Genomic DNA, 18,500 nt, shown 5'->3' with positions numbered 1-18,500 from the left:
AGCCATGGGAAAGCGTGCTCTACAGGCGGGTGTGGTGACCCTGCTGGTTGTGCTGTTCACCGGCGTGCTGCTCCTCGGTGGCGGCGGTTCCGGGCAGAACGCCTGCGCCACCGTCACCGCGGACACGACCGCGGCCGAGACGGCGGCGGCCGTCGACGGGTACTCCGGCGACCAGCTCGTGAATGCCGCGGCGATCATGAACGCCGGCGCAGCGCTCGGGGTCAACGCGAAGGGGCAGACCATCGCCGTCATGACCGCCATGGGCGAGTCGACCCTGCGGAATATCGAGTACGGCGACACCGCCGGCCCCGACTCCCGCGGGCTGTTCCAGCAGCGCGACACCTGGGGCACCCTCGCCGAGCGGATGAACCCCACGAAGGCGGCAACGTTCTTCTTCGAGCGCCTGGTGAAGGTGCCGAACTGGGAGACCCTGACGCCGACCGAGGCCGCCCACAGGGCGCAGATCAACGCCGACCCGAACCACTACACGCGGTTCTTTGCGTCCGCAGAGAAGGTCGTCACGGCCCTTGCCGGCGGCGGTGACGCCGCGTGCGCGTCGACGTCGGTCAGCGGTGACGCGCAGGCCCTCGCGAAGGGCCTGACGGCGAAGATCGACGCCGGTCAGATCACCGGGCTCTCACCCGACCACCTTCGCGAGATCCGCTGGATCGCCGCCGGGGAGGTTCACCCGAACTGCGGCATCGACACCCGCGTGCTGCAAATCATCACCGTGGCCACGAACACGTTCCAGCAAGTCGGGATCTCGGACATTAACCGGCTCTGCACGGGGCAGCGCCCCGGTGCCGGCAACGCCTCGATGCACGTCGTCAACGGCGGCGGGCACGCCGTGGACTTCTACTCACTCGAGCGCATCCCCGTCACGGGCGCCGACGCGAACTCGATGAAGCTCCTCAAGATCCTCGACCCCCTGATGGCCGATGGATCTGGTTTCGGCCAGTCGCAGTGCCGGGCCGCTGCGGGGCTGACCTTCCCCAAGCAGACGCCCGAGTTCGCGGACGGCTGCAACCACTTCCACGTCCAGGTCGACGGCAACGGCACCCAACCCATGAAGCTCACCAGCAACAGCTAGGAGACCACCATGCTTGCTATCCCCAACCCCCAGCCCACCAGGCCGCCGCTGCCGTTCCTTGACGACGTCGCCTCGTTCCTGATCGGGGCAACGTACGTCGGCGCCGGCGTGGTGCTGGTGCTGCTCGTGCTCTGGGGCACCGGTGTTCTGCGCCGTGCCGGGCTGAGCGCCCAGAAGAGCCTCGCCCTGATCGGTGGTCTGACCGTGGTCGTGGTCGTGGTCGTCGTCGGGGTCCTCGGAGTGCTCATCCGTGGCTGAGACGACGACGTCGACGGCGGTCCTCGCGGGCGAGGACTGGACGGTGACCAACCCCGACCACGAGGTCGTCACGCGGGGGCTGTGGCTTGACGAGACCCTGACCTGCCACCGCTCCGAGCTCGCAGCTCGAACCGGCGCGACGGTCGAGCTGCGGTACGTCGTCAACGGCGTCGACGTCGACCTCGACGTGCAGAAGATCCGCCGGGTCATGCACTGGTTGCACGAGACCTACCGGGCCAGCAAACGCCTCGAAAAAGAGACCCGCCCCGACCGTGACGCGCTGCTGAAACAGCTCAGCGTGCACCGCGTCATGCCCTCCGAAATGGCCCTGATGGCGGGGGTCGACCTGTCGATAGCCGAGCGGTTCGCCGGAGACGACGCCGAAGCGCGTATCGCCCGGCAGTTGCTCCACAAGCTCAGCCCACCGGGCAGCGGCTCCGACACATACCTCAGCTAGGCCTCACCGACTCACCACCGAAGGAGAACACCATGGCTATCAAAACTGTCTGGCCCGTCACATACACGTGCGGCCACACCGAGAACCGCGACCTGTCCGACAAGCCCGCCGGCAAGCGTGCTGCGTCGGCACGGTGGTACGGCGAGCACCTGGTGTGCGGCCGTTGCTTCAAAAAGGACAGCGGCACGGGTGAGAGCGAGAAGGAGCGCGACGATCGGCACGCGGCCGAGGCGGAGGCGCTGCGGGCCGACGCGGAGCGCGACGGCCTGCCCGTCGACCTGGTCGGCACCGAGAAGCAGGTCCCGTGGGCGCTGCGCGTCCGAGGTGAGCTGATCCGGGGTGCGTATGAGGCGCTGGTCGAAACCGACCAGATGAGCGACGCTGAGTTCCAGGCCCAGGTACTCGAGGCGGCGCGGCCCCTCGACCGGGCCCGCTGGTGGATCGACAACCGGGACCAGGACGCCGCAGACCTGCCCGAGCTGCTGGCCGACCCCGGGGTCCTCGACGAAGGCGCGTCGACGGAGAACGTCGCATGAGCGACGTCAGAGCCAAAGTCCTGACCGGCGTTCTCCTGGCGATGATCCTCGGAGCGGTGTACCTCGCCGTTCACGTCGGTGCGGCTATGACCCCCACGGGCCACGAGTACTCGTGGAACATCTTCCGGCTGGGCGGCGACATGGTCATGCGGGGCACCCCGTGGCCGTCGGCCGCGACTCCGGCAGCCATCGTTGGCGTCATCCTCGTGCTGGTGCTCTTCACGGTCCTACTGGCGTGGCGTGCACGACGGGCGGCGAACAAGCGCGGAGCTGTGTCGAACGAGCATCTGGCCTCCAAGGGAGAGGTGCGGAGCTTCCTCGAGAAGGCGCGGCGTGCCGAGGTCCGCCGGCTGCACCCGTCCCTGGCGGTGTCGTCGTCCGGCCTCGCAGTGGGCCTGGTCCTGGGGTCGAAGAAGATGCTCTACCAAGGGTGGGAGGACACCGGCGTTTACGTGTTCGGCAACCGGCAGGGCAAGACCAGCGCCATTGTCGTGCGGCACATGGCCGACGCCCCGGGCGCCCTCGTTCTCACCTCCACCAAGCCTGATGGTGTGCGGGAGGCGTTGGCGCTCCGCTCGCATCTGGGGTCGGTGTACCTGTTCGATCCGAACGGCATCCACCGCGACGCCGACGCCGCCCCTGACTTCGTCTTCAACCCACTCAGTGCCGTGACGTCGTACCAGTCAGCGCAGGAGCTTGCGGGGATCTTCGAGGCCTCGACCAAAACCGGTGAGGAGCGAGGCGGGGATGCCCAGTTCGACTCCTCGGGACGGAACCTGCTCGCGTGTGCGTTCCTCGCCGCGGCGAACGACGATCTGCCGCTGTCGACCGTGTGGCAGTGGCTCTCCGACCAGGACGGCGATGAGATTGCGAACCGTCTGACATCCACGGGCCTTGTCGGGCCCGCAGCGGTCGTGACGGGCATCCTCGCCACCCACGAGCGCACCCGGACGTCGACGTTCGCCACGGCTCACCGGATGGCGTCAGCGCTGGCGTATGACGAGCTGCTGGCGTGGACGGACACGGCCGGGAACGAGGGCGTGCGCCGCTTCGATCCGGCAGCGTTCGTTGGAAGCACGGACACGCTGGTGCTGCTGGCTGCTCAGGAGACGGGCTCTGCGGGCGCGATCCTGACGGCGCTGGTGCGGGCGGTGTTCAAGGCGGCCGAGAAGGAAGCGAACCGTAACGGCGGCCGTCTTAGGGTGCCGCTGGTGATGGAGCTGGACGAGTGCGCGAACATCGTCCGCTGGCCCGAGCTGCCGTCGCTGTACTCGGTTGCGGGATCTCGCGGGATCATCATCAGCTCCTACTTCCAGGCCCGGTCGCAGGCGTACGAGTCGTTCGGCAAGAACGGGTGGGACACGATGTGGTCAAACGCCCGTATCGCCGTCCTCGGCCCCGGGGTGAAAGACGACGACTTCCTCAAGTCACTGTCGAACCTGGCCGGTGAGCACGACGAGGTCACCCACGGGTCATCGACCGGCCGCGACGGCCAGCTCTCCATGTCGACCAACACCCGCCGGCAGTCGAGCCTCACGGCCGCCCAGCTCGCAGCGCTGCCGAAGTGGCACATGGTGCTCTTCCCCGCGAACGGGCGGCCCGTGATGATGAAGGCCAAGCCCTGGTTTGAAGACAAGGGGCTGACGCGGTGCATCAAGCATCCCGAACCTGCCGCGGCTCCCGCTGCCGTGGCCACGGAGGTGACCCTGTGATGAGCGACGAGCCGGACTTCGGCACGGGCGAGATCTCCGACGCAGACGCAGACGGCTACAACCCGGGTGATCCTGCTGACTCTGCCCCGCTGCCGTCGCTGAACGTCTCGTTTGCCGAGTGGGTGCAGGAGCATTTCGCCATGGTGGAATTCTTCACCGCGGAGGCGAAGATCAGGTGGTGCCCGGAGTGGTGGGAGCACACGGAGGCCGTGGCACGACTCAAAGCTCTGTGGGTGGCGCACATAGGCCTCGATGAGAACGAGGACGCCGGCGCACTGTCGAGCTGGTGGCTTCACCACTGGGACGCGCACCGGGCGATCCTGTTCCACGACAAGGGGCCGTTCCGGAACTGCGACGTCGAGCACGGCCACCTCTGGTCCAGCAGCGACAAGCGGGTGGCTCCGGTGCCGGCCATGCCACCAGTGGACTGGCGAGGTTAGATGCGCCTCCAAGGATCCGGCTCGGAGCGGTAACTCCGCATGCAATGAGCGTTAGAGGACCAGAAATGCTGCACAGTACATTGGCCGCATGACCGCACTTAGAGACTGGATCTGCATGATCTGGCCAGCCAATTGGGAAACGTTTATACCCGACCTAATTGTCGGCGCAATCACGGGTGTGGTCATTGGCGTCTTTGTGCTCTTGCTGCAGCTCGGCGTCGAGCGACGCGGCCGACGTCGCCTCGCTCGGCAAGCTAGCTTGCGCACCGTCCAGCCCTTGTTGTTGCTATTGCAGAGGCCTAAGTACTTTCCGAGCTACACCAACATTGCATTGCCAAGGAAGCACCGGTCCGCCCTGGATTTCATCGAAGGTGCCCAACTCGACGAGTGGCATGAGCAACGACCCACCGAACTAACAAGGCGGCTTATGCGCTACCGATCAATCCTCCGCGACTTCGATCGCGATGGCGACAACCTCAGTCAGGCACTAGAACGCTGGTTCGCCATTCACGGTCCAGAACCGAAAGTGCGCCAATGGGTGACCGCCAAGCTGCTTGGAGCCGGCGAGTACGTCCTCAAGGACATCCCTCGCGACAAAACTGAACGCAGGCGCATTTCCCGGGACGCCGACGAAGTCCTCGACCATCGGAACATCAGAAAAAGTGCGGGCGCCTATCGGCAAGCCGAACGCCGTGCTGAGAAAGCTATGAGCGAACTGCTCCCAGTCCTGATTGCTGAAGTCCGAAAAGGCCGGCCCCAGCACCGGCCCCGCCGCCACCGCTAAGAGGGGCGGCACACCATCGTGTGTATCCCGCACCTCTCGACGTGTCAACGCTCATGCCCCCGGTCTCGGTCCCGGTCGCGCTGCTGACCTGCGCGGCGCTGAGCCGCCTGCTGCTGCTCCTGCTGCCGCTTGGCCGCCGCGGCGGTGCCGTCCTCGGTGCCGGCGCCGGCAGGGGTCCGCTTGGTGCCGATGAGGCCGGCCTGGCGCATCTGCTCCCGGATGGCGGCCTTCCGGGCATCCTGGCTGGAACCGCTCGCCGTGGTGGTCGTGACGGCGTCATGGGCCCGCTGGGTCGCCGTGGCGGCCGCGGTCGCCGCACGCTGACGGTCGGCGTCAGTCGCGCCCGGCTGGGTGCTGAGCTGGGTCGACTTGTGCAGCGCCGTGACCCGCTGGGCGAGATCCGCGCCGACTGCCTGCTCCCGGTACTGGTTCGGGATAGCGGTGGGCTCGGCGGTGTCGACGCCGTACCGCTGGCGGAACACGTCGACCTCGGCCGCGAGCTGGGTCCACTCTTCACGCTTAACCGGCTCTGCCGGCACCTGCCCGAGCTGGCCCGCCCACTTGGGTTGCTCGACGGCGAGGGCCGCGCCGCGCTCCTCGAGGCGGGTGTGGAGGTAGTCGTAGCGTTCGGCCATGTGCTCTCTCCATGCGGGGTCGGTGTGGGGGCTGTCGATCGCGCGCCGGTCGGCAATCCACGAGGGCACCGCCGGCTCCTCGGTCTGCCGGTCGTAGGGCAGTGCGTCGACGTGCTCGGTGGTGTTCTTCATGATGCGAGCCGAGAGCACTGCGGGGCGGTCGTCGGCGCCCTCCAAGTCGCGCTCGGTCCAGGACTGGTAGAGCACGTCGGCCGGGTCGAGGCCCTGCGCCTCGGCGTGACGGAGGGCGCCCTCAACGGCGCCCCAGCTCTCGTGGTCACGGAGGGCCTCGGCGGTGTCGTCACCGAGGGCCTGGTCGGCGACCTTCTCGAACCGGAGGGTGTCGGCGCGATCGGCGACGTCGGCGTACTGGTCGACGAGGGTCACGAGGTCATCGACGCGGGCCTGCTCGGCGCGGATTGCCTCCGTGGCAGACAACATCCCGTCGGCGTTGCCGGCGATCTGGTCGAGGACGTCACGGACAGGCTGCGCCTCGGCCGTTTCGACGTAGAGGTGGTTCGCCTCGCGGCCGCGGGTCAGCCCGACGTAGGCCAGCTCCCGCGAGGTCGCTGCGTCGGCGAGGACGTGCGCGGTGTCGGCCGTCATGCCCTGTGCGCGGTGAATGGTCGAGGCGTAACCCAGCTCCACGTTCCGGCTGACGTAGTCGGCCGGGAGTGTGATGCGGCCGCCGCTGGTGGTGTGCTCGACCGACAGGGAACCGTCCTGGTGCGCCTCGCGGACGGTCCACAGGTCGCCGTTCTTCACGCGGTCACGGCCGCCACTGATTTTCAACTCCGAGTTGTTCGACCGGGTCACGACGACGTCGCCGCGGTAGGCCGAGAGGCCGCCCCGAACGGCGACCGTCTCGCGGCCCTTGACGACGCCTTCGGACATGCGGAGGGCCTGTGCGCGGGTGTTGAGCTCGGTGACGGTGGTGTTCGTCTGGGCGAGCATCACGGAGTGCTTGCCGGCTTCGGTGTCGGCCTGCCAGGCGGTGAAGACGTCGCCGGTCATCCGGTCGACGTCGCCGCCCCTGACGCGGCCGTGGTCCATGTACCAGGCGAACGGGTCACCTGTCTGGGCCGGGTCACGGAGGACCTTGGTGGCGTCGGCTTCGGAGCGGTCCACGAACCGGTGGAGCTGGTCGAGCTTGACGCTGCCGACTTCGTGCTCGAGGAGGCGGAGGGCGCCGCCGGCCTCGACGGCAGAGAGCTGCCTGTCGTCGCCGATGAGGCGGACGTGCGCGCCATGCAGCTCTGCGATGCGGGTCACCTTGGCGAGGTTCATCGTCCCGGCCATACCTGCCTCGTCGACCACGATCACATCGCCGGGAGAGAGGTCGATTCCGTCGACGGGTCCCTCGTGTGCCAGCAGCTCGGTGAGGGTGCCGGTGCCGTGCGTGAAGGAGTGGATGGTCTTGGCGTCGACGTCGAGCGCGTCGGCCATGACGGCTGCTGCGGTAGCGGACGGGGCGAGGCCGATGAGCTTGCCGCCCTCGGCCTCGACGGCACGTGCGGCGACGCGGAGGGCTGTGGTCTTGCCGGCGCCCGCGGGCCCGGTGCCAACGACCAGGCGTGCGCTGGACGTTGCGAACTCGCCCGCGAGGGCGTGCTGGCCCTGGTCGAGAGGGTGGGTGCTGGTGGCGTTTTCCTCGGCCGCGATCCGGTCGAATGTCTCCCGGCTCACGGGACGCACGGTGCGGTCACGGGCAGCGTCCAGCAGCGTGTCTTCGGCGACGAGAACGCTGCGGGAGGTGAGGAGCTGGCGGCCCTTGTGCTCGTAGATGCTGCTGCCGTCCGCTCTCGTGAGGGGCTGGAACGCCCCGTGCGGAGACGGGGGCGTAAGAATCACCGAGTCGGTGTCGAGGGCGTGCCGGGTAATCTCGTCGACGCTGCCGTCGACACTGACACCGGCGGCCCGTTGCGCCTGGACGTACCGACGCGCCTCGGCCTCGATGGTGTGCGGACCCCAGACCGAGTGGTGCTCGGACACAGTCTCCACGATGGCCTGTGCAGCCTCGGAAACCCCCACGGTCCTAGGCGCCGTGGGGGGGCCAGCAGTCGGCTGTGCCGCCTCCCTGGCACTGCTGAGCACGTCCGCGACGACACGGTCACCGACGACAGCGCTTGCCTGCGCCTGCCATCCCGCGCGCAGTTCCTTCAGGGACCGTGCGTGAGCCTTGGCAGGGCGGGTATCGAGGGTCGCCTGTTGTGCGAGGCGGACGCGGGCCTTCATGTCGGGGGCGCGCCCGTGGTCCTGGCGGTACTCGCGTTCGAGCTTCTTCATCGACGCTTTGATGTCCGCCGAACGGGACGAGAACCCGGCTGTCAGGCGGTCATCAACGCCCGCGATCTCGACCACGGGACGCTTGCCGGGGGTGGCCTCGCGCAGCTCCGTGGTCAGGCCAAGAGCGTCCGTGACGCGGTCCATGACACGGGAGTTGTAGAACTCAGACGCGGCGACGCCCTGGCGGTGCAGGAGCTTGGAGTCAATGGTGCGCCACTTGCCGTCGGAGCCTTTGACCTTGTTCGCCACGACCAGGTGGTCGTGGAGCTGCGGGTCGCCCGCGCGGGAGTCGTAGTGCCGGAACCGGGTCGCGATGAGACCGCCTTCGACGTCGAGCTGCGCGACACCATTGGTCCCTGCACGGGTGGCGATGGCCTCGGCTTCGAGGTACTTCACGGTGTCTTCGATTGCCGCCTCGTGGGCCTGCTCGATGGTCTTCCGGGTGTCGTTGTCGCCGAGTCCCCAGAGCGTCGAGACGGACTTGGCGGGAGAGAACACGAGGTCGAAACCGGCCACGGCCTGCTGCGTCGGACGGGACGCTGCGGTGATGAACCGGCCCAGCTCTTCTTTGTCGGCCGGGGGCCGGCCCTTGGCCTCACGGAACGCCTGGGCGCCCTCGCGGACCCGAATCGCGCGGCGCTCGTCGGCGTTCGGTTCGCGGTGTTCGGTGCGCTCGAACCGGGCGTAGCCCTCGTCGATGGCGCCCCGAAGCCCCTGCCCGCCCTGGTCGTAGGAGCTGTACCGACGACCGAGCTTTGACGCGGCCAAGGCGTCCTCGGCGCTCTCGCCGGCGTCTTGCGCTGCTGCGACCCGGGCGTCAGCGTCGGGGTGCAGGCCTTCACCGAAGAGGGCTCGCATCTGGTCCTCGGAGACGGTGCCACTGACCCCGAGGGCGGTGAGCCCGGACCCTACCCAGACACCGGGAGGGTTGCCGTCTGCGGTGTAGTAGTCGCCCAGCTCGCGGTCCGGGTCGCGTTTGGCGTCGCCGGTCGCGGTCTCGCCGGTGTAGTACGCATAACCGTCTCCCGCGGAGAGGATATGCATGGTCATCACGGGGGTCACTCTACCTCGCTGATTGGGAATGCCAGAGGTGTGACGACCTAGGAAGCGAGGAACGAGTGGACGGGCGGCCAGGATCGTAGAGACTGCGGCTGTGCTGTGCGACCGGGAAGTGAACGGGAGCGGCTGACGAGGAACGAGGAAAGTCGCGGGAGTGAACGTCGGTCGAGCAGCTAAGGCCGAGCCACACTCGGGCTGCACGTCGGGCTCGGGAACCGGCTAGCGGGCAGTCCGAGCCCGTGGCCCAACCAGGGCTACGACGACCCCGCCGGGGGGTCGTCCTCGGTGCCAGAGCGCTGACCCATCCCGAGCTGCGCGAGGGGTGCGTGCATAATGAAGGCACCAACAGGAGGGGGCCGCTCATGGCTGAGGTTCGGAAGTCTGCCAAGCAGACCGAGGCGCGTCGCCGGGCGCGCGAGAAAGCTGCCGAGTTCCGGGAGCAGCAGGACAAGCTGGAACAGCTCGCGGTGGACTACTTTGTCGCCGCGGACTCGCTTGATGAAATCGACGCGGCAGCTGAGAAGGAAGTCACCGCCGTTCGCGCTCGTGCGGAAAAGCAGAGCGCCGACGCTCGCGCCGAAGCGGAGTCGGTCATGCAAAAGATGCTGGCTCTCGGCATCACCCGCGCCGAGGTCGCGTCGCGTCTCGGTGTCGCTGTGCGCGACGTCAAGAAGGCACCGGCCGAGAACGGCGGTGGCACTTTCCCTACCGAGGCGACGCAGCCGACCGAAGGTGAAGGCGAGTCCGCCGAAGCGGCTGCGTAACAACATGGCCGCTCCCTCGCGACCACTTAAGCCATGCCTGTGACGAAAATGCTCGAAAGCACTGTTGGTGAGTCCAGTTGCACCCTGGGCGCGACTGAGGTCGGGGCTCAACTTGGTCTTAGTGCAGCGACGATCAACGCGTGGGCGAAAACAAACCGCATGCCGGCGTACAGGATCAGAAGGTCATGGCTCGTGCTGCGGGTGGAGTTCGAAGCTTGGGTGGCGAGTACCTCGACCGTCCCGGGGCAGTCATCGTCGACGTGGCCTGACCCGCTGGCCTCGTTGCCGCCGTACCTCTCCCTAAATGCGACAGCCAAAGTTCTAAGGGTGTCAGTTCCAACGCTCGGCCAGATGCTCACACAGGGCGACATGCCGCACCTTGACCTGGGGTCACGGAAGCGCATCAGCCTCGACGCTCTTCGTACGTTTCTCGACAGTGTTCGAAACGACGGGCCGCGCGTGCTCTGAAGCTTCGTCGACCATTGGCTCATGGCGGGGTGCGCGAGGGGCTGGCCCCTCGCCCGGCCGCTCGCGGGCGACCGGGGACCGCTGGGTCAGGGCGTGCGGGTCGAGCTGGTGACGGCCACGCGCACGTGGTCGTGGTCGCACTCCCAAAAGCTCGACAGCACGTCGGCCGCGATGCGATCCGCCGCGACGCCGGTCGAAGCCGACTCGGGGAATGTCACGGTCACGGTGATGGTGTGCACGGCCTCGGGAGAGGGCGGGCCGTAACCGGCCCCCCCGTGCTCGTACGCCCACGCGATCGCGACGGCTTCGGCGGGTCCGTCCCCAAGTTGGCCGAACACGGCGCGGTGCTCGTCGTCGGTGTGAGCTCGGCGGCGGGTGCAGCTCCACGGGGTGCCGCCCACGTCGACCGTCTCGGCCTCGCACTCGTACCCGGCGGGGTCGAGGTCGGCGGCGGGCGCTGCGGGGTCGAGCTGCTTGGGGTCGAGGTCCTGGGGGCGGCTGTAGGTGATGAGCACGGCGGTTCTCCTGCGGGGTCTTGGGGCTCTGGTGGCGGCTGCGCCGCCGGTGTGAGGGGCCGCGGCGCTAGCCGCGGCCCCGGCCGGTGTCAGGCGGCGTCTGCCTCGTCGGTGTCCTCGTCCTCGGGGTCGAGAATCGCGGCGATCTGGTGCGCGGTGGCGAGCACGCGGGCGGCCGTGCCGCGGATCAACTCGACGTCGGCGTCTGCCCATCCGGCGACGTAGCCGACGCTGTAGGCGCTGGTGTCAAACCCGACGAGCCCGGCGACGACGTAGGCGACGCTCTCGGCCTCTGTCTCCATGAGGCCGCGGTGCTCGGCGTACTCCGCGAGGTCGCCCGTGTGGCCCATGAGCACGTGCGCCGTCTCGTGGATCATCGTTTTTGCGGCGTGCTCAGGGCTGAGGTGCTTCCCGATCACGACGCGCTGCCCCTCGGGGTCGCTGTAGCCGTTGCGGCCGCCGCTGAGGTCCTGGTGCGAGGTCGTCCACCCCTCGCCGTCGAGGTAGGCGCTGAGCGCGTCCACGATCCCGTGGTCCTCGGCGCCGGTGAGCTGCCGGGCGATCGTTCGATCCGTCTCCCCTTCGATCACGTCGGTTTGGGCGATGTCGAACACGGAGAGGATGGGGAACCTGGCGATGCGCTTCTCCACCTCGTCCCCGTTCTCGTCTTCCTCGGTCACCTTCTTGGTGCTGTAGCCGAAGATCCGCACGGCCTTCTCGCCCTTGCGGACCTGGCGGCCGAGGCTCTGCCACTTGCGGAACCCCGCGACGCGCTCGGCGTCGGGGCGCTGGCTGAGGATCAACAACACGTTGCCCAGGCTGTAGGCGTGGAACGCGGACGCGAAGTCGAGAAATGCGGTCCAGCGGTCCGAGTCACGGAGAGCCTCGACCTGAGTCGCGATCGACTCGTGGAGGGCGGCGGCCTGGGCCTTCTTCTCCTCCATGCTCTTGCGGGGCGCGGCGGTCTTAGCGGGGCGGCGGGTCTTGGTAGCGGTGGTGGTCATGGTTCCTGCTCCTGGGTCGATCGGTGATGATGGGTGGAGCGGGAGGGACCTAGTTCGAATAGGTCCCTCCCGTCCTGTGTCACTCGCTGTCGGTGCGGGTGAGGGTGTCGACGAACGTCATGACCTCGGGGCCGGTGATGGTCGCCGTGTGGGCGAGTTGCCACTCGTTCCGCGCGAACGTCGCGAGGTCCGAGTCGCGCTCGCCTAACTTGCGGAGCTGGCGCTGCAACTCGCCCACACCTGTGACCGGAACGAACGTGGTCACGGTGGTGATCTGCTGCTTCTGCATTTGCTTCCTCTCCCTCTCGTTTTTTGCCGTGAAGGCGGTTTTCCGCCTTAGCGACCGGAGGGCGCAGTGCAACCCGGAGGGCGGCAGAGGAGAGAATTTCGGCGCGAAATAAGGGAGCCCCGCGACCGCGTGCCGAAAATCTCGGAGGAGCCGGTGGCGTAGCCACTTGAACGGAGACCCGGAGGTGGCTACGAGGGAGCGCAGCGACCGAGCCGCCGCAGGCTTCACGGCAAAAAGACGTGCCCGAAGGGCACCCAGCGCCGCGCAGCGGCTCCCGGGGAGCGCAGCGACTCCCCCGGACCGCGCAGCGGGCCGTGCCCCTGGCCGGCACCGGACTCGAGAACGGTCTGCGCGCACGAAGAAGCCCCCGCCCGGCTGGGGGGAGCCGGAATGCGGGGGCTGCTGCTGCCTAGCGGCCTAAGACCGCCCGGCAGCTCTCGGTCAGCTTGGGGGGAAGCTGACCGGGGCCAGGCTACGCGCGGGCCCTGACGGCTCTCTCGGGCTCAGTAGGGAGCGACCGAGGTCACGATGCGATCCTCAGGGAGGGTGGCGCGTACCTGGTCGATTGCGTCGGCCGGCGTCGGGGCGCCCGTCTCGACGGCCACGGCCTCGGCGCTCGTGTCGCCCTTGGGGCGGTGCCGGACGAACCAGCTCATGCCCGGGCGCTACCCGCGGTCATGACGGCCACTCGTCCGGCTCGGGGTGCAGCCGGCCCGTGAGGGCCGACAGCTCGGCCTCGTGCTGGATCATCCACGCGACGGCGCTGTTCAGGCTGCCCTCTCGGCGTAGCCAGGGCCGGCCGCCGGCATCGTCTCGGCCGTGGGCGTAGCAGTGGTAAGCGATGCGGCCCAGCTCCGGGCGCGAGAGCACGTAACCGAGGGGTGCGGCACGGTCCCGGCGAACCTGCCAGACACCGAACGTGCCAGGACTTGGTGGCACTGCCAGCGGGTGCGTCGGGATCGGCCGGCGCAGAATCTTCGCCGCTACCTCACCGGAACCTCGCACACCCACGAAGTCGGACGCTAGGGCAAGCGTCCGACATCATCCGCGGTGGTGGGTAGGAGATGTGTTAGACCCGGATTTACCGGCAGCCCACTCGCGGGTTCAGCCTACGAAGGCGTCGCGGTCTTTGAGGACGGCAAGGGCTTTACCGCTGATGGGCCACCCGTCGTAACCGTCTGGGTAGGCGGCGTCTTCGATGAGGTTGTCGATTGTGGCTTGGTCCATGACCGCCCTGCGGGTCAACTCGATGATCCGCTCGGCCTCGTCCGCGGCGTCTTCGACGAGGATGTTTTCCGCGGCCTGATCCCTGACGGTCTTTCGCCCTGCTTCGGTCATCTGCTTTGCTCTTTCCGTTCTCTACCAAAGTAAGGACCGGGGGCGCATTCCGAAAGGCGCCCCGTGGAACCTGTTCGGGGCAAAACGTCCTGCGCATCGTGGAGGCATATGGCAAATACCGATGCGGAGATGCGGAATTGCCCGCGTTCCTTGGAGTCGTGGTCAGTCTCCGGGGTTGGCGGCGAGTTCGTAACCTGCGAGATCTGCGGCGCTGATCTGGTTCGCGGGGACGAGCTTGTAGTGAGCCTCGCGTCGGATGACGACCCTGTCGTCTTGGACGGTCAACTCGAACAACGCGATAAGGCCGCCTCCGGCGAACTGTACTGAGATGTTCCGGCAGAGCATGTCGGGCCATTTCGCGGCGCAAGCCGCCATGTCCTGTTCCGTCTGCGTGATCCCGAGCCTGTCGGAGCCACCCTTGGCTTGGACGGGGAGGATGAACTGGCGGCCGTGTCGGTCGACCGCGACGTAGATCTCGTCGACCTCGACTTGGCCGATCCCTTGTGCGGTGGTCCTGAGGTGGTTCTGCAAGGAGTATGACGCGACCCCGAGGAAGATGTCGATGAGCCGGTTGTAGCGGACCTTCGCCAGAAGCGCTTGCTCGTCACCGAGCGCAGCCTTGGTAATGATCTCCGGTGTGGCGTCGGGGATCTTCGTCACCGCGAGGGAGGGGTTGGGCACGATGGGGATCTGCTGGGGGATGAGGTCGAAGCGGTACTTGGACATACCCGCACCCCGGATGATCCACTCCTTACCGGCCGGTGCCGTCGCGTTGATCCGCGCAGGCATGTCAGCACGGAACCGGTAGCTGTAGACGAGGTCCCCGAGGTTCTTGACGCGACCGATACCGAGGGCGTCGGCGGCATCGTCGAGTTCCGCACGGTTCCATTCGAGACGTTCTACCCCGGGTGCGTGATGCGTCTCGAAGACGTGGCAGAGGATTTGCTCGTACTTGGTGGGGCCCTTACCCGGTGGCATGTCAGCCGACCTTTCGGTCGCGTTGTGGGATGACGCGTTCCGCGAGGCCGAAGTGGGTGTGCGCCTGGCCGGCAGTCATGTAAAGCAGTGAAGGGGAGCCGAGTTTGGTCGACTTGCCTGGCTTGGGTTCCGCCCCGTCGGCTTGGAGGATGGCGGCGCCGACGGCCCGGCCAAGGCGTGCGGGAACGGAGTTACCGATCTGTCGGAACCCGTTCCACTTCGTCACGTGGAAACGGAACCAGTCGGGATAGCCGTGCAAGCGCGCGGCCTCCCGCACGGTGATTACCCGCGGGAGTGTCGGGTGGATCGGACGGGGCGCCGTATAGGCGCCCCGGTCCGATGCCGTGCCTGCACGGAGGGTGTTGGACAAACCCTCGGGGTGCAGCCGGAGAAACCGGCTGACCTTCTCGGTGGTCCCGGGGAGGGCCGCAGAGAATCGGTCGATGGACTTCCGCGTGTGGATGGTCCTGGCCGATGAGGACAATCCCTTGGCCGGCTTGGGTCGAGGGCGCGAATAGTCGGTGGGGTCCTTCTTGGTCCCGCGCAGTCGGGCGGCGTACTCGCTGGCGCGGCCGTAGACGACGTCGTCGACCTTGTCGTCGTAGAGGAGATTCTCGAATAGGTCGGCGTCGGGGAGGTCCCCCAGGGCGTCGGACACGCTCGGCCCGAGCGGCAGCGCCCCGGCCAGGGGCACGATCCCATTGATAGCCCTCGGGGTGTGGGTCGCTTCCGGGTAGACAGGCAGGGCGACGTCGGAACGGGCCCCTAGAACGAAGACGCGTTTCCGCGACTGGGGTGAACCATAGTCGGCTGCTTGAAGCACCCGGATCGGGGTGAGGACCCGGTACTCCCCCGTCGACTCGACCATCTGGACCACCTCGTCGACGAGCTGCCGGTGCCCGCCGACCATCAGCCCCGCGACGTTCTCCATCAAGAAATACCGCGGCCGGAGTTCCAGTACGACCCGGACGAACTCCTTCAAGAGGGCGTTTCGGGGGTCATCGATGGCACGCCTGCCGATCATCGAGATCCCCTGGCAGGGCGGGCCACCGGCGACGAGATGGATCTCTTGGTCCTTGATTTGAGATCGTTCCCGGATGTCGGCGCCAGTGATCTTCGACACGTCGTCGCAGAACGTGGTGCCGTAGGGGAAGTTGAACTCGTGTACGGCCGCATGGATGGGGTCGTACTCGACAGCCGCCGCTATCTCGTAGCCAGCCTGCTCGAGACCAAGGGACAAACCACCCGCCCCAGCGAACAGATCGACGGCAAGGGGACGGCGAACATCGATCGACATAGATACCAGCGTAGCGGTCGACTTCCGTGACCCCGACCGAGCGGCCGGAGACCGGCAAGGCACGTAGCATCGGCTCCATGGATGCGCCCTCGCCCAATCGTGAGACGGTCCGAAAGGTCATGCAGGGCAACCGCGGTCGGGACACCAAACCCGAGCTGGCGGTACGCCGCCTCGTCCATGCCCGGGGATTGCGCTACCGGGTGAACGCCCGGATCGAGCCGGACCTTCGACGCACGGCCGACCTCCTGTTCACTCGACGTCGCGTCGTGGTGTTCGTCGATGGCTGCTACTGGCACGGTTGCCCGGAGCACTTCCGACCACCGAAAAGCAATACCGAGTTCTGGACGTCCAAGATTGACCGCAATAAGGAACGCGACGGCCAGACCAATGACGCGCTCCGTCGACGCGGGTGGACCGTCCTACGGTTTTGGACCCATGAACCGGCGACGTCGGTCGCCGAGGCCATCGAAACCGCCGTCCGGAAGGGGGCCTGACCGGCTCGATCCTTCATACCGAGCCGATCACGATTTGTACGCCGAGCTGATCAGAGGAAACTTCCACCAACGATCCACACCCTCGTTTCGCGGGGCGTCGCCCCCCCCCGGGGGGTGCACCTTGGAAGATCTCGCCGGCTTCGCCGACTACCCCTCGGCCCGTAGCCGAAAGATTCTTGCGCCCTACTCGGATCGCTATCCTTCGTTCGTGCCAAGCGCAAAAACAGAAGTCATCGAGTGGGTGTTCGACAGAAGATACGACCCATCGACCGGAAGGCTCTCGGACGCCATCGTGACGATGGACGACATCAGTGACGGCATTGTCGCCACGAACGCGAAGCTCAGCAGCTCGAACCCGGCGAACTTTTGGAAGGACCTCACCCGCAACGGGACCGCAGGACTCAATAGGAATTGGCCTCAATCCGTCTTCGTCCGCGGTTACGCCGGAGCGGACGCGATCGGACAGGGGAGGCGGGCCGTCTTCACGTTCGTAGGCATCGTCGCTGGCCAGGCGGAACCTTTTCTCGAAGGCCTCCTCCTCGACGACCACCTGCCGGCCATCAGGCTGCAATCCCTATCGATGCCGCAATCGATGAAGGCGCTTGGGCGACCCGGTGAGAACTGGCATGCGCAGGTCGCGGACCGCCTGAACGTCGTGTCGTCGTTCTTCGCGCTTTGTTCCCCCCGGAACGTCCCGCCGCGCAGCGTGCACGAGGTGAACTTCCTCCAGACAGGAATCAAGATGAGAGGAGGCGAGACTGACGCCGCGTTCAGCCTGTCAGCCGACGACGGACAGTGGCTCGTATCCGCCGAGGTCAAGGGTCGAACCGAACAGTTCCATACCCCACAGATCGCCCGGGCCGCGCACAACCTCCAAGCGATGGCGAAGTCCACAAAGGGGTCAACACTAGGCGACTTGACCGGCGTGATCCCGCTAGGCATCAAGGTCGTGGGACCCTCGAAGCTCTGGGTGATCGAATTCACCCCCGTCGAGAGCGCCGACACCCCGCTCGACAAGGTGGCGGAAGGCCTCTTTGAATTGGTACCCCATGTCCCGGGAATCGAATGACTCCGCGATGTCCAGGGAATGTGCTCCCTCTCCTTTGATGAATGTCGACCTGACGCACCTGCTGATGCGTCCCGGAGGGGCATGGCAGGCTTCGTCCACAGCACCCCGTCGAGAAGTGCTTGAAACCAGGGAAATATGAACGACAACGCAGGTGACATAGAGCCGTCGAAGCTCCAGAACTTCGTCGAGGCAATCGCCATCACGCCGAAGGACGCCGAGAGACTCATCCACGGATACCGCTCGAGCTTCGAAGCGACGTACGGACGACCGCCGGAGACGCTCCAAGACAAAGCTCGCATCGCGAAGAGAATCGTTGGCCGCTACTCGAAACTCGCCGCCGCGACAGGGGCCGCGGCCGCTCTTCCAGGTGTCATCCCCGGTGTCGGAACCGCCCTAGCGACAGTCGGCGGTGGGCTGGCGGATCTCGCGGCCTCGCTCAAGCTCCAGATCGACATGTGCATGTGCCTCGTCGAGGTGTACCAATCTGAACTCAGCGGCGAGGACAAGAAGCATCTGGCGTTCGTCCTCGCCCTTGCCGGTTCGGCAGAACAAATGGCAGCCAACGGCGGGAAAATCGCGGTCGAAAAGACGGCGCAGAAATTGGTGCTGCAGTACCTCAAAGGCCCTGCCCTCACGACGATCAAACAACTCTTCAAAAAAGTGGCCATCGACTTCACCCAGAAGGCCATGGCAAAAGCGGTCCCTCTAGGAATCGGAGTCGTTTTTAGCGGCACGACCAACTACGTCCTCACGACCGTCGTCGGCAAAATCACGATCGCGGTCCTCGCGAAGAAGGTCTAACACTCAGACAGCCGTCGGCAATGCCCGCAACCGAGCTGACGACGCCACCGAGCGCGTATGGGGCGCCATTTTGGGCAGCCTCAACCGATGTTCCAGCACCATGCCCACTTTCGATGAGCCACTCGGGCGTTTGACTATGGCAGCGTTATTGGGACCCACCAGGGCAATCTAAGCGGGACCCACTTCGGGTGTTTCGGGGTGTCTGGGGCAATCTAAGCCGGACCCA

21 protein-coding genes are annotated in these 18,500 nt (G+C 66.8%); 12 read left to right on the top strand and 9 right to left on the bottom strand.

The window, feature by feature from the left end:
• Window positions 1-4 precede the first annotated feature (4 nt).
• The 7 genes from EDF50_RS16245 (at window position 5) to EDF50_RS16485 (ending at window position 5,277) form a co-directional block, all read left to right on the top strand.
• The gene (locus EDF50_RS16245) at window positions 5-1,090 is read left to right on the top strand and encodes a hypothetical protein (RefSeq protein WP_148076864.1); all 1,086 of its coding nucleotides are present in this window, start codon (window positions 5-7) and stop codon (window positions 1,088-1,090) included.
• A 9-nt stretch (window positions 1,091-1,099) separates the two neighbouring features.
• The gene (locus tag EDF50_RS16240; protein WP_123520554.1) at window positions 1,100-1,348 is read left to right on the top strand and encodes a hypothetical protein; all 249 of its coding nucleotides are present in this window, start codon (window positions 1,100-1,102) and stop codon (window positions 1,346-1,348) included.
• Window positions 1,341-1,805, top strand: a complete 465-nt coding sequence (locus EDF50_RS16235) for a hypothetical protein (protein WP_123520553.1) — start codon at window positions 1,341-1,343, stop codon at window positions 1,803-1,805. The genes EDF50_RS16240 and EDF50_RS16235 overlap by 8 nt, the downstream gene beginning before the upstream one ends.
• A gap of 32 nt (window positions 1,806-1,837) precedes the next feature.
• Entirely contained in the window at window positions 1,838-2,341 is a 504-nt protein-coding gene (locus EDF50_RS16230; protein ID WP_123520552.1) for a hypothetical protein, read from the top strand.
• A complete protein-coding gene (locus EDF50_RS16225; protein ID WP_123520551.1) occupies window positions 2,338-4,053 on the top strand; it encodes a type IV secretory system conjugative DNA transfer family protein in 1,716 nt (571 codons plus the stop codon). Before EDF50_RS16230 ends, EDF50_RS16225 begins: the two co-directional genes overlap by 4 nt.
• A complete protein-coding gene (locus EDF50_RS16220) occupies window positions 4,053-4,493 on the top strand; it encodes a DUF4913 domain-containing protein (protein WP_123520578.1) in 441 nt (146 codons plus the stop codon). The genes EDF50_RS16225 and EDF50_RS16220 overlap by 1 nt, the downstream gene beginning before the upstream one ends.
• Window positions 4,494-4,581: 88 nt before the next feature.
• Window positions 4,582-5,277, top strand: coding sequence for a hypothetical protein (locus EDF50_RS16485; protein ID WP_148076863.1), 696 nt, complete (start codon window positions 4,582-4,584; stop codon window positions 5,275-5,277).
• Window positions 5,278-5,321: 44 nt separating this feature from the next.
• On the opposite strand, the gene mobF is transcribed toward EDF50_RS16485, so the two are convergent.
• A complete protein-coding gene (gene mobF / locus EDF50_RS16210) occupies window positions 5,322-9,248 on the bottom strand; it encodes a MobF family relaxase (RefSeq protein ID WP_233570686.1) in 3,927 nt (1,308 codons plus the stop codon).
• A gap of 371 nt (window positions 9,249-9,619) precedes the next feature.
• On the opposite strand from mobF, the gene EDF50_RS16205 reads away from it, so the two are divergent.
• Together EDF50_RS16205 and EDF50_RS17130 are read left to right on the top strand one after the other, a co-directional pair.
• The gene (locus EDF50_RS16205; protein WP_123520548.1) at window positions 9,620-10,021 is read left to right on the top strand and encodes a hypothetical protein; all 402 of its coding nucleotides are present in this window, start codon (window positions 9,620-9,622) and stop codon (window positions 10,019-10,021) included.
• 33 nt (window positions 10,022-10,054) lie between these two features.
• Entirely contained in the window at window positions 10,055-10,489 is a 435-nt protein-coding gene (locus tag EDF50_RS17130) for a helix-turn-helix domain-containing protein (RefSeq protein WP_123520547.1), read from the top strand.
• 86 nt (window positions 10,490-10,575) lie between these two features.
• On the opposite strand, the gene EDF50_RS16195 is transcribed toward EDF50_RS17130, so the two are convergent.
• The 8 genes from EDF50_RS16195 to EDF50_RS16165 all read right to left on the bottom strand — a co-directional run bounded on the left by EDF50_RS16195 (window position 10,576) and on the right by EDF50_RS16165 (window position 15,910).
• Window positions 10,576-11,004 carry a hypothetical protein gene (locus EDF50_RS16195; protein ID WP_123520546.1) on the bottom strand — a complete coding sequence of 143 codons (429 nt, stop codon included), beginning with the start codon at window positions 11,002-11,004 and terminating at the stop codon, window positions 10,576-10,578.
• An 89-nt stretch (window positions 11,005-11,093) separates the two neighbouring features.
• Window positions 11,094-12,008 (bottom strand): ArdC-like ssDNA-binding domain-containing protein, encoded by a 915-nt coding sequence (locus EDF50_RS16190; RefSeq protein WP_123520545.1) that lies wholly within the window; start codon window positions 12,006-12,008, stop codon window positions 11,094-11,096.
• 79 nt (window positions 12,009-12,087) lie between these two features.
• A complete protein-coding gene (locus EDF50_RS16185) occupies window positions 12,088-12,297 on the bottom strand; it encodes a hypothetical protein (protein ID WP_123520544.1) in 210 nt (69 codons plus the stop codon).
• A 503-nt stretch (window positions 12,298-12,800) separates the two neighbouring features.
• Window positions 12,801-12,953: a hypothetical protein gene (locus EDF50_RS16750; protein WP_158612753.1), complete on the bottom strand. Its 153-nt coding sequence runs from the start codon at window positions 12,951-12,953 to the stop codon at window positions 12,801-12,803.
• A 19-nt stretch (window positions 12,954-12,972) separates the two neighbouring features.
• Window positions 12,973-13,167, bottom strand: coding sequence for a hypothetical protein (locus EDF50_RS16180; RefSeq protein WP_123520543.1), 195 nt, complete (start codon window positions 13,165-13,167; stop codon window positions 12,973-12,975).
• A 234-nt stretch (window positions 13,168-13,401) separates the two neighbouring features.
• On the bottom strand, window positions 13,402-13,635 hold the full coding sequence (locus tag EDF50_RS16175) for a hypothetical protein (protein WP_123520542.1): 234 nt from the start codon (window positions 13,633-13,635) through the stop codon (window positions 13,402-13,404).
• A gap of 162 nt (window positions 13,636-13,797) precedes the next feature.
• The gene (locus EDF50_RS16170) at window positions 13,798-14,613 is read right to left on the bottom strand and encodes an endonuclease (protein WP_123520541.1); all 816 of its coding nucleotides are present in this window, start codon (window positions 14,611-14,613) and stop codon (window positions 13,798-13,800) included.
• Between the two features lies 1 nt (window position 14,614).
• Entirely contained in the window at window positions 14,615-15,910 is a 1,296-nt protein-coding gene (locus EDF50_RS16165; protein ID WP_123520540.1) for a DNA cytosine methyltransferase, read from the bottom strand.
• Window positions 15,911-15,936: 26 nt separating this feature from the next.
• Here EDF50_RS16165 and EDF50_RS16160 point away from each other — a divergent pair, with 26 nt between their 5' ends.
• The 3 genes from EDF50_RS16160 to EDF50_RS16150 all read left to right on the top strand — a co-directional run bounded on the left by EDF50_RS16160 (window position 15,937) and on the right by EDF50_RS16150 (window position 18,274).
• Window positions 15,937-16,404 (top strand): very short patch repair endonuclease, encoded by a 468-nt coding sequence (locus tag EDF50_RS16160; protein ID WP_233570682.1) that lies wholly within the window; start codon window positions 15,937-15,939, stop codon window positions 16,402-16,404.
• A 208-nt stretch (window positions 16,405-16,612) separates the two neighbouring features.
• Window positions 16,613-17,473 (top strand): hypothetical protein, encoded by an 861-nt coding sequence (locus EDF50_RS16155; protein ID WP_148076861.1) that lies wholly within the window; start codon window positions 16,613-16,615, stop codon window positions 17,471-17,473.
• Window positions 17,474-17,608: 135 nt separating this feature from the next.
• Window positions 17,609-18,274, top strand: coding sequence for a hypothetical protein (locus EDF50_RS16150; protein WP_123520538.1), 666 nt, complete (start codon window positions 17,609-17,611; stop codon window positions 18,272-18,274).
• The last annotated feature ends 226 nt before the right edge of the window (window positions 18,275-18,500 follow it).

It is taken from the genome of Frigoribacterium sp. PhB24 (assembly GCF_003755185.1).
Taxonomy (GTDB): Bacteria; Actinomycetota; Actinomycetes; order Actinomycetales; family Microbacteriaceae; genus Frigoribacterium.
This window is presented reverse-complemented; position numbering and strand designations above follow the sequence as displayed.

Bases quoted from the DNA above. Each gene is read 5' to 3' on its own strand.
- EDF50_RS16170 (WP_123520541.1), bottom strand. From the start codon at position 14,613: ATGCCACCGGGTAAGGGCCCCACCAAGTACGAGCAAATCCTCTGCCAC.
- EDF50_RS16150 (WP_123520538.1), top strand. From the start codon at position 17,609: ATGAACGACAACGCAGGTGACATAGAGCCGTCGAAGCTCCAGAACTTC.
- EDF50_RS16220 (WP_123520578.1), top strand. From the start codon at position 4,053: ATGAGCGACGAGCCGGACTTCGGCACGGGCGAGATCTCCGACGCAGAC.
- EDF50_RS16185 (WP_123520544.1), bottom strand. From the start codon at position 12,297: ATGCAGAAGCAGCAGATCACCACCGTGACCACGTTCGTTCCGGTCACA.
- EDF50_RS16230 (WP_123520552.1), top strand. From the start codon at position 1,838: ATGGCTATCAAAACTGTCTGGCCCGTCACATACACGTGCGGCCACACC.
- EDF50_RS16245 (WP_148076864.1), top strand. From the start codon at position 5: ATGGGAAAGCGTGCTCTACAGGCGGGTGTGGTGACCCTGCTGGTTGTG.
- EDF50_RS16225 (WP_123520551.1), top strand. From the start codon at position 2,338: ATGAGCGACGTCAGAGCCAAAGTCCTGACCGGCGTTCTCCTGGCGATG.
- EDF50_RS16750 (WP_158612753.1), bottom strand. From the start codon at position 12,953: ATGAGCTGGTTCGTCCGGCACCGCCCCAAGGGCGACACGAGCGCCGAG.
- mobF (WP_233570686.1), bottom strand. From the start codon at position 9,248: ATGACCATGCATATCCTCTCCGCGGGAGACGGTTATGCGTACTACACC.
- EDF50_RS16485 (WP_148076863.1), top strand. From the start codon at position 4,582: ATGACCGCACTTAGAGACTGGATCTGCATGATCTGGCCAGCCAATTGG.
- EDF50_RS17130 (WP_123520547.1), top strand. From the start codon at position 10,055: ATGCCTGTGACGAAAATGCTCGAAAGCACTGTTGGTGAGTCCAGTTGC.
- EDF50_RS16175 (WP_123520542.1), bottom strand. From the start codon at position 13,635: ATGACCGAAGCAGGGCGAAAGACCGTCAGGGATCAGGCCGCGGAAAAC.
- EDF50_RS16165 (WP_123520540.1), bottom strand. From the start codon at position 15,910: ATGTCGATCGATGTTCGCCGTCCCCTTGCCGTCGATCTGTTCGCTGGG.
- EDF50_RS16240 (WP_123520554.1), top strand. From the start codon at position 1,100: ATGCTTGCTATCCCCAACCCCCAGCCCACCAGGCCGCCGCTGCCGTTC.
- EDF50_RS16205 (WP_123520548.1), top strand. From the start codon at position 9,620: ATGGCTGAGGTTCGGAAGTCTGCCAAGCAGACCGAGGCGCGTCGCCGG.
- EDF50_RS16190 (WP_123520545.1), bottom strand. From the start codon at position 12,008: ATGACCACCACCGCTACCAAGACCCGCCGCCCCGCTAAGACCGCCGCG.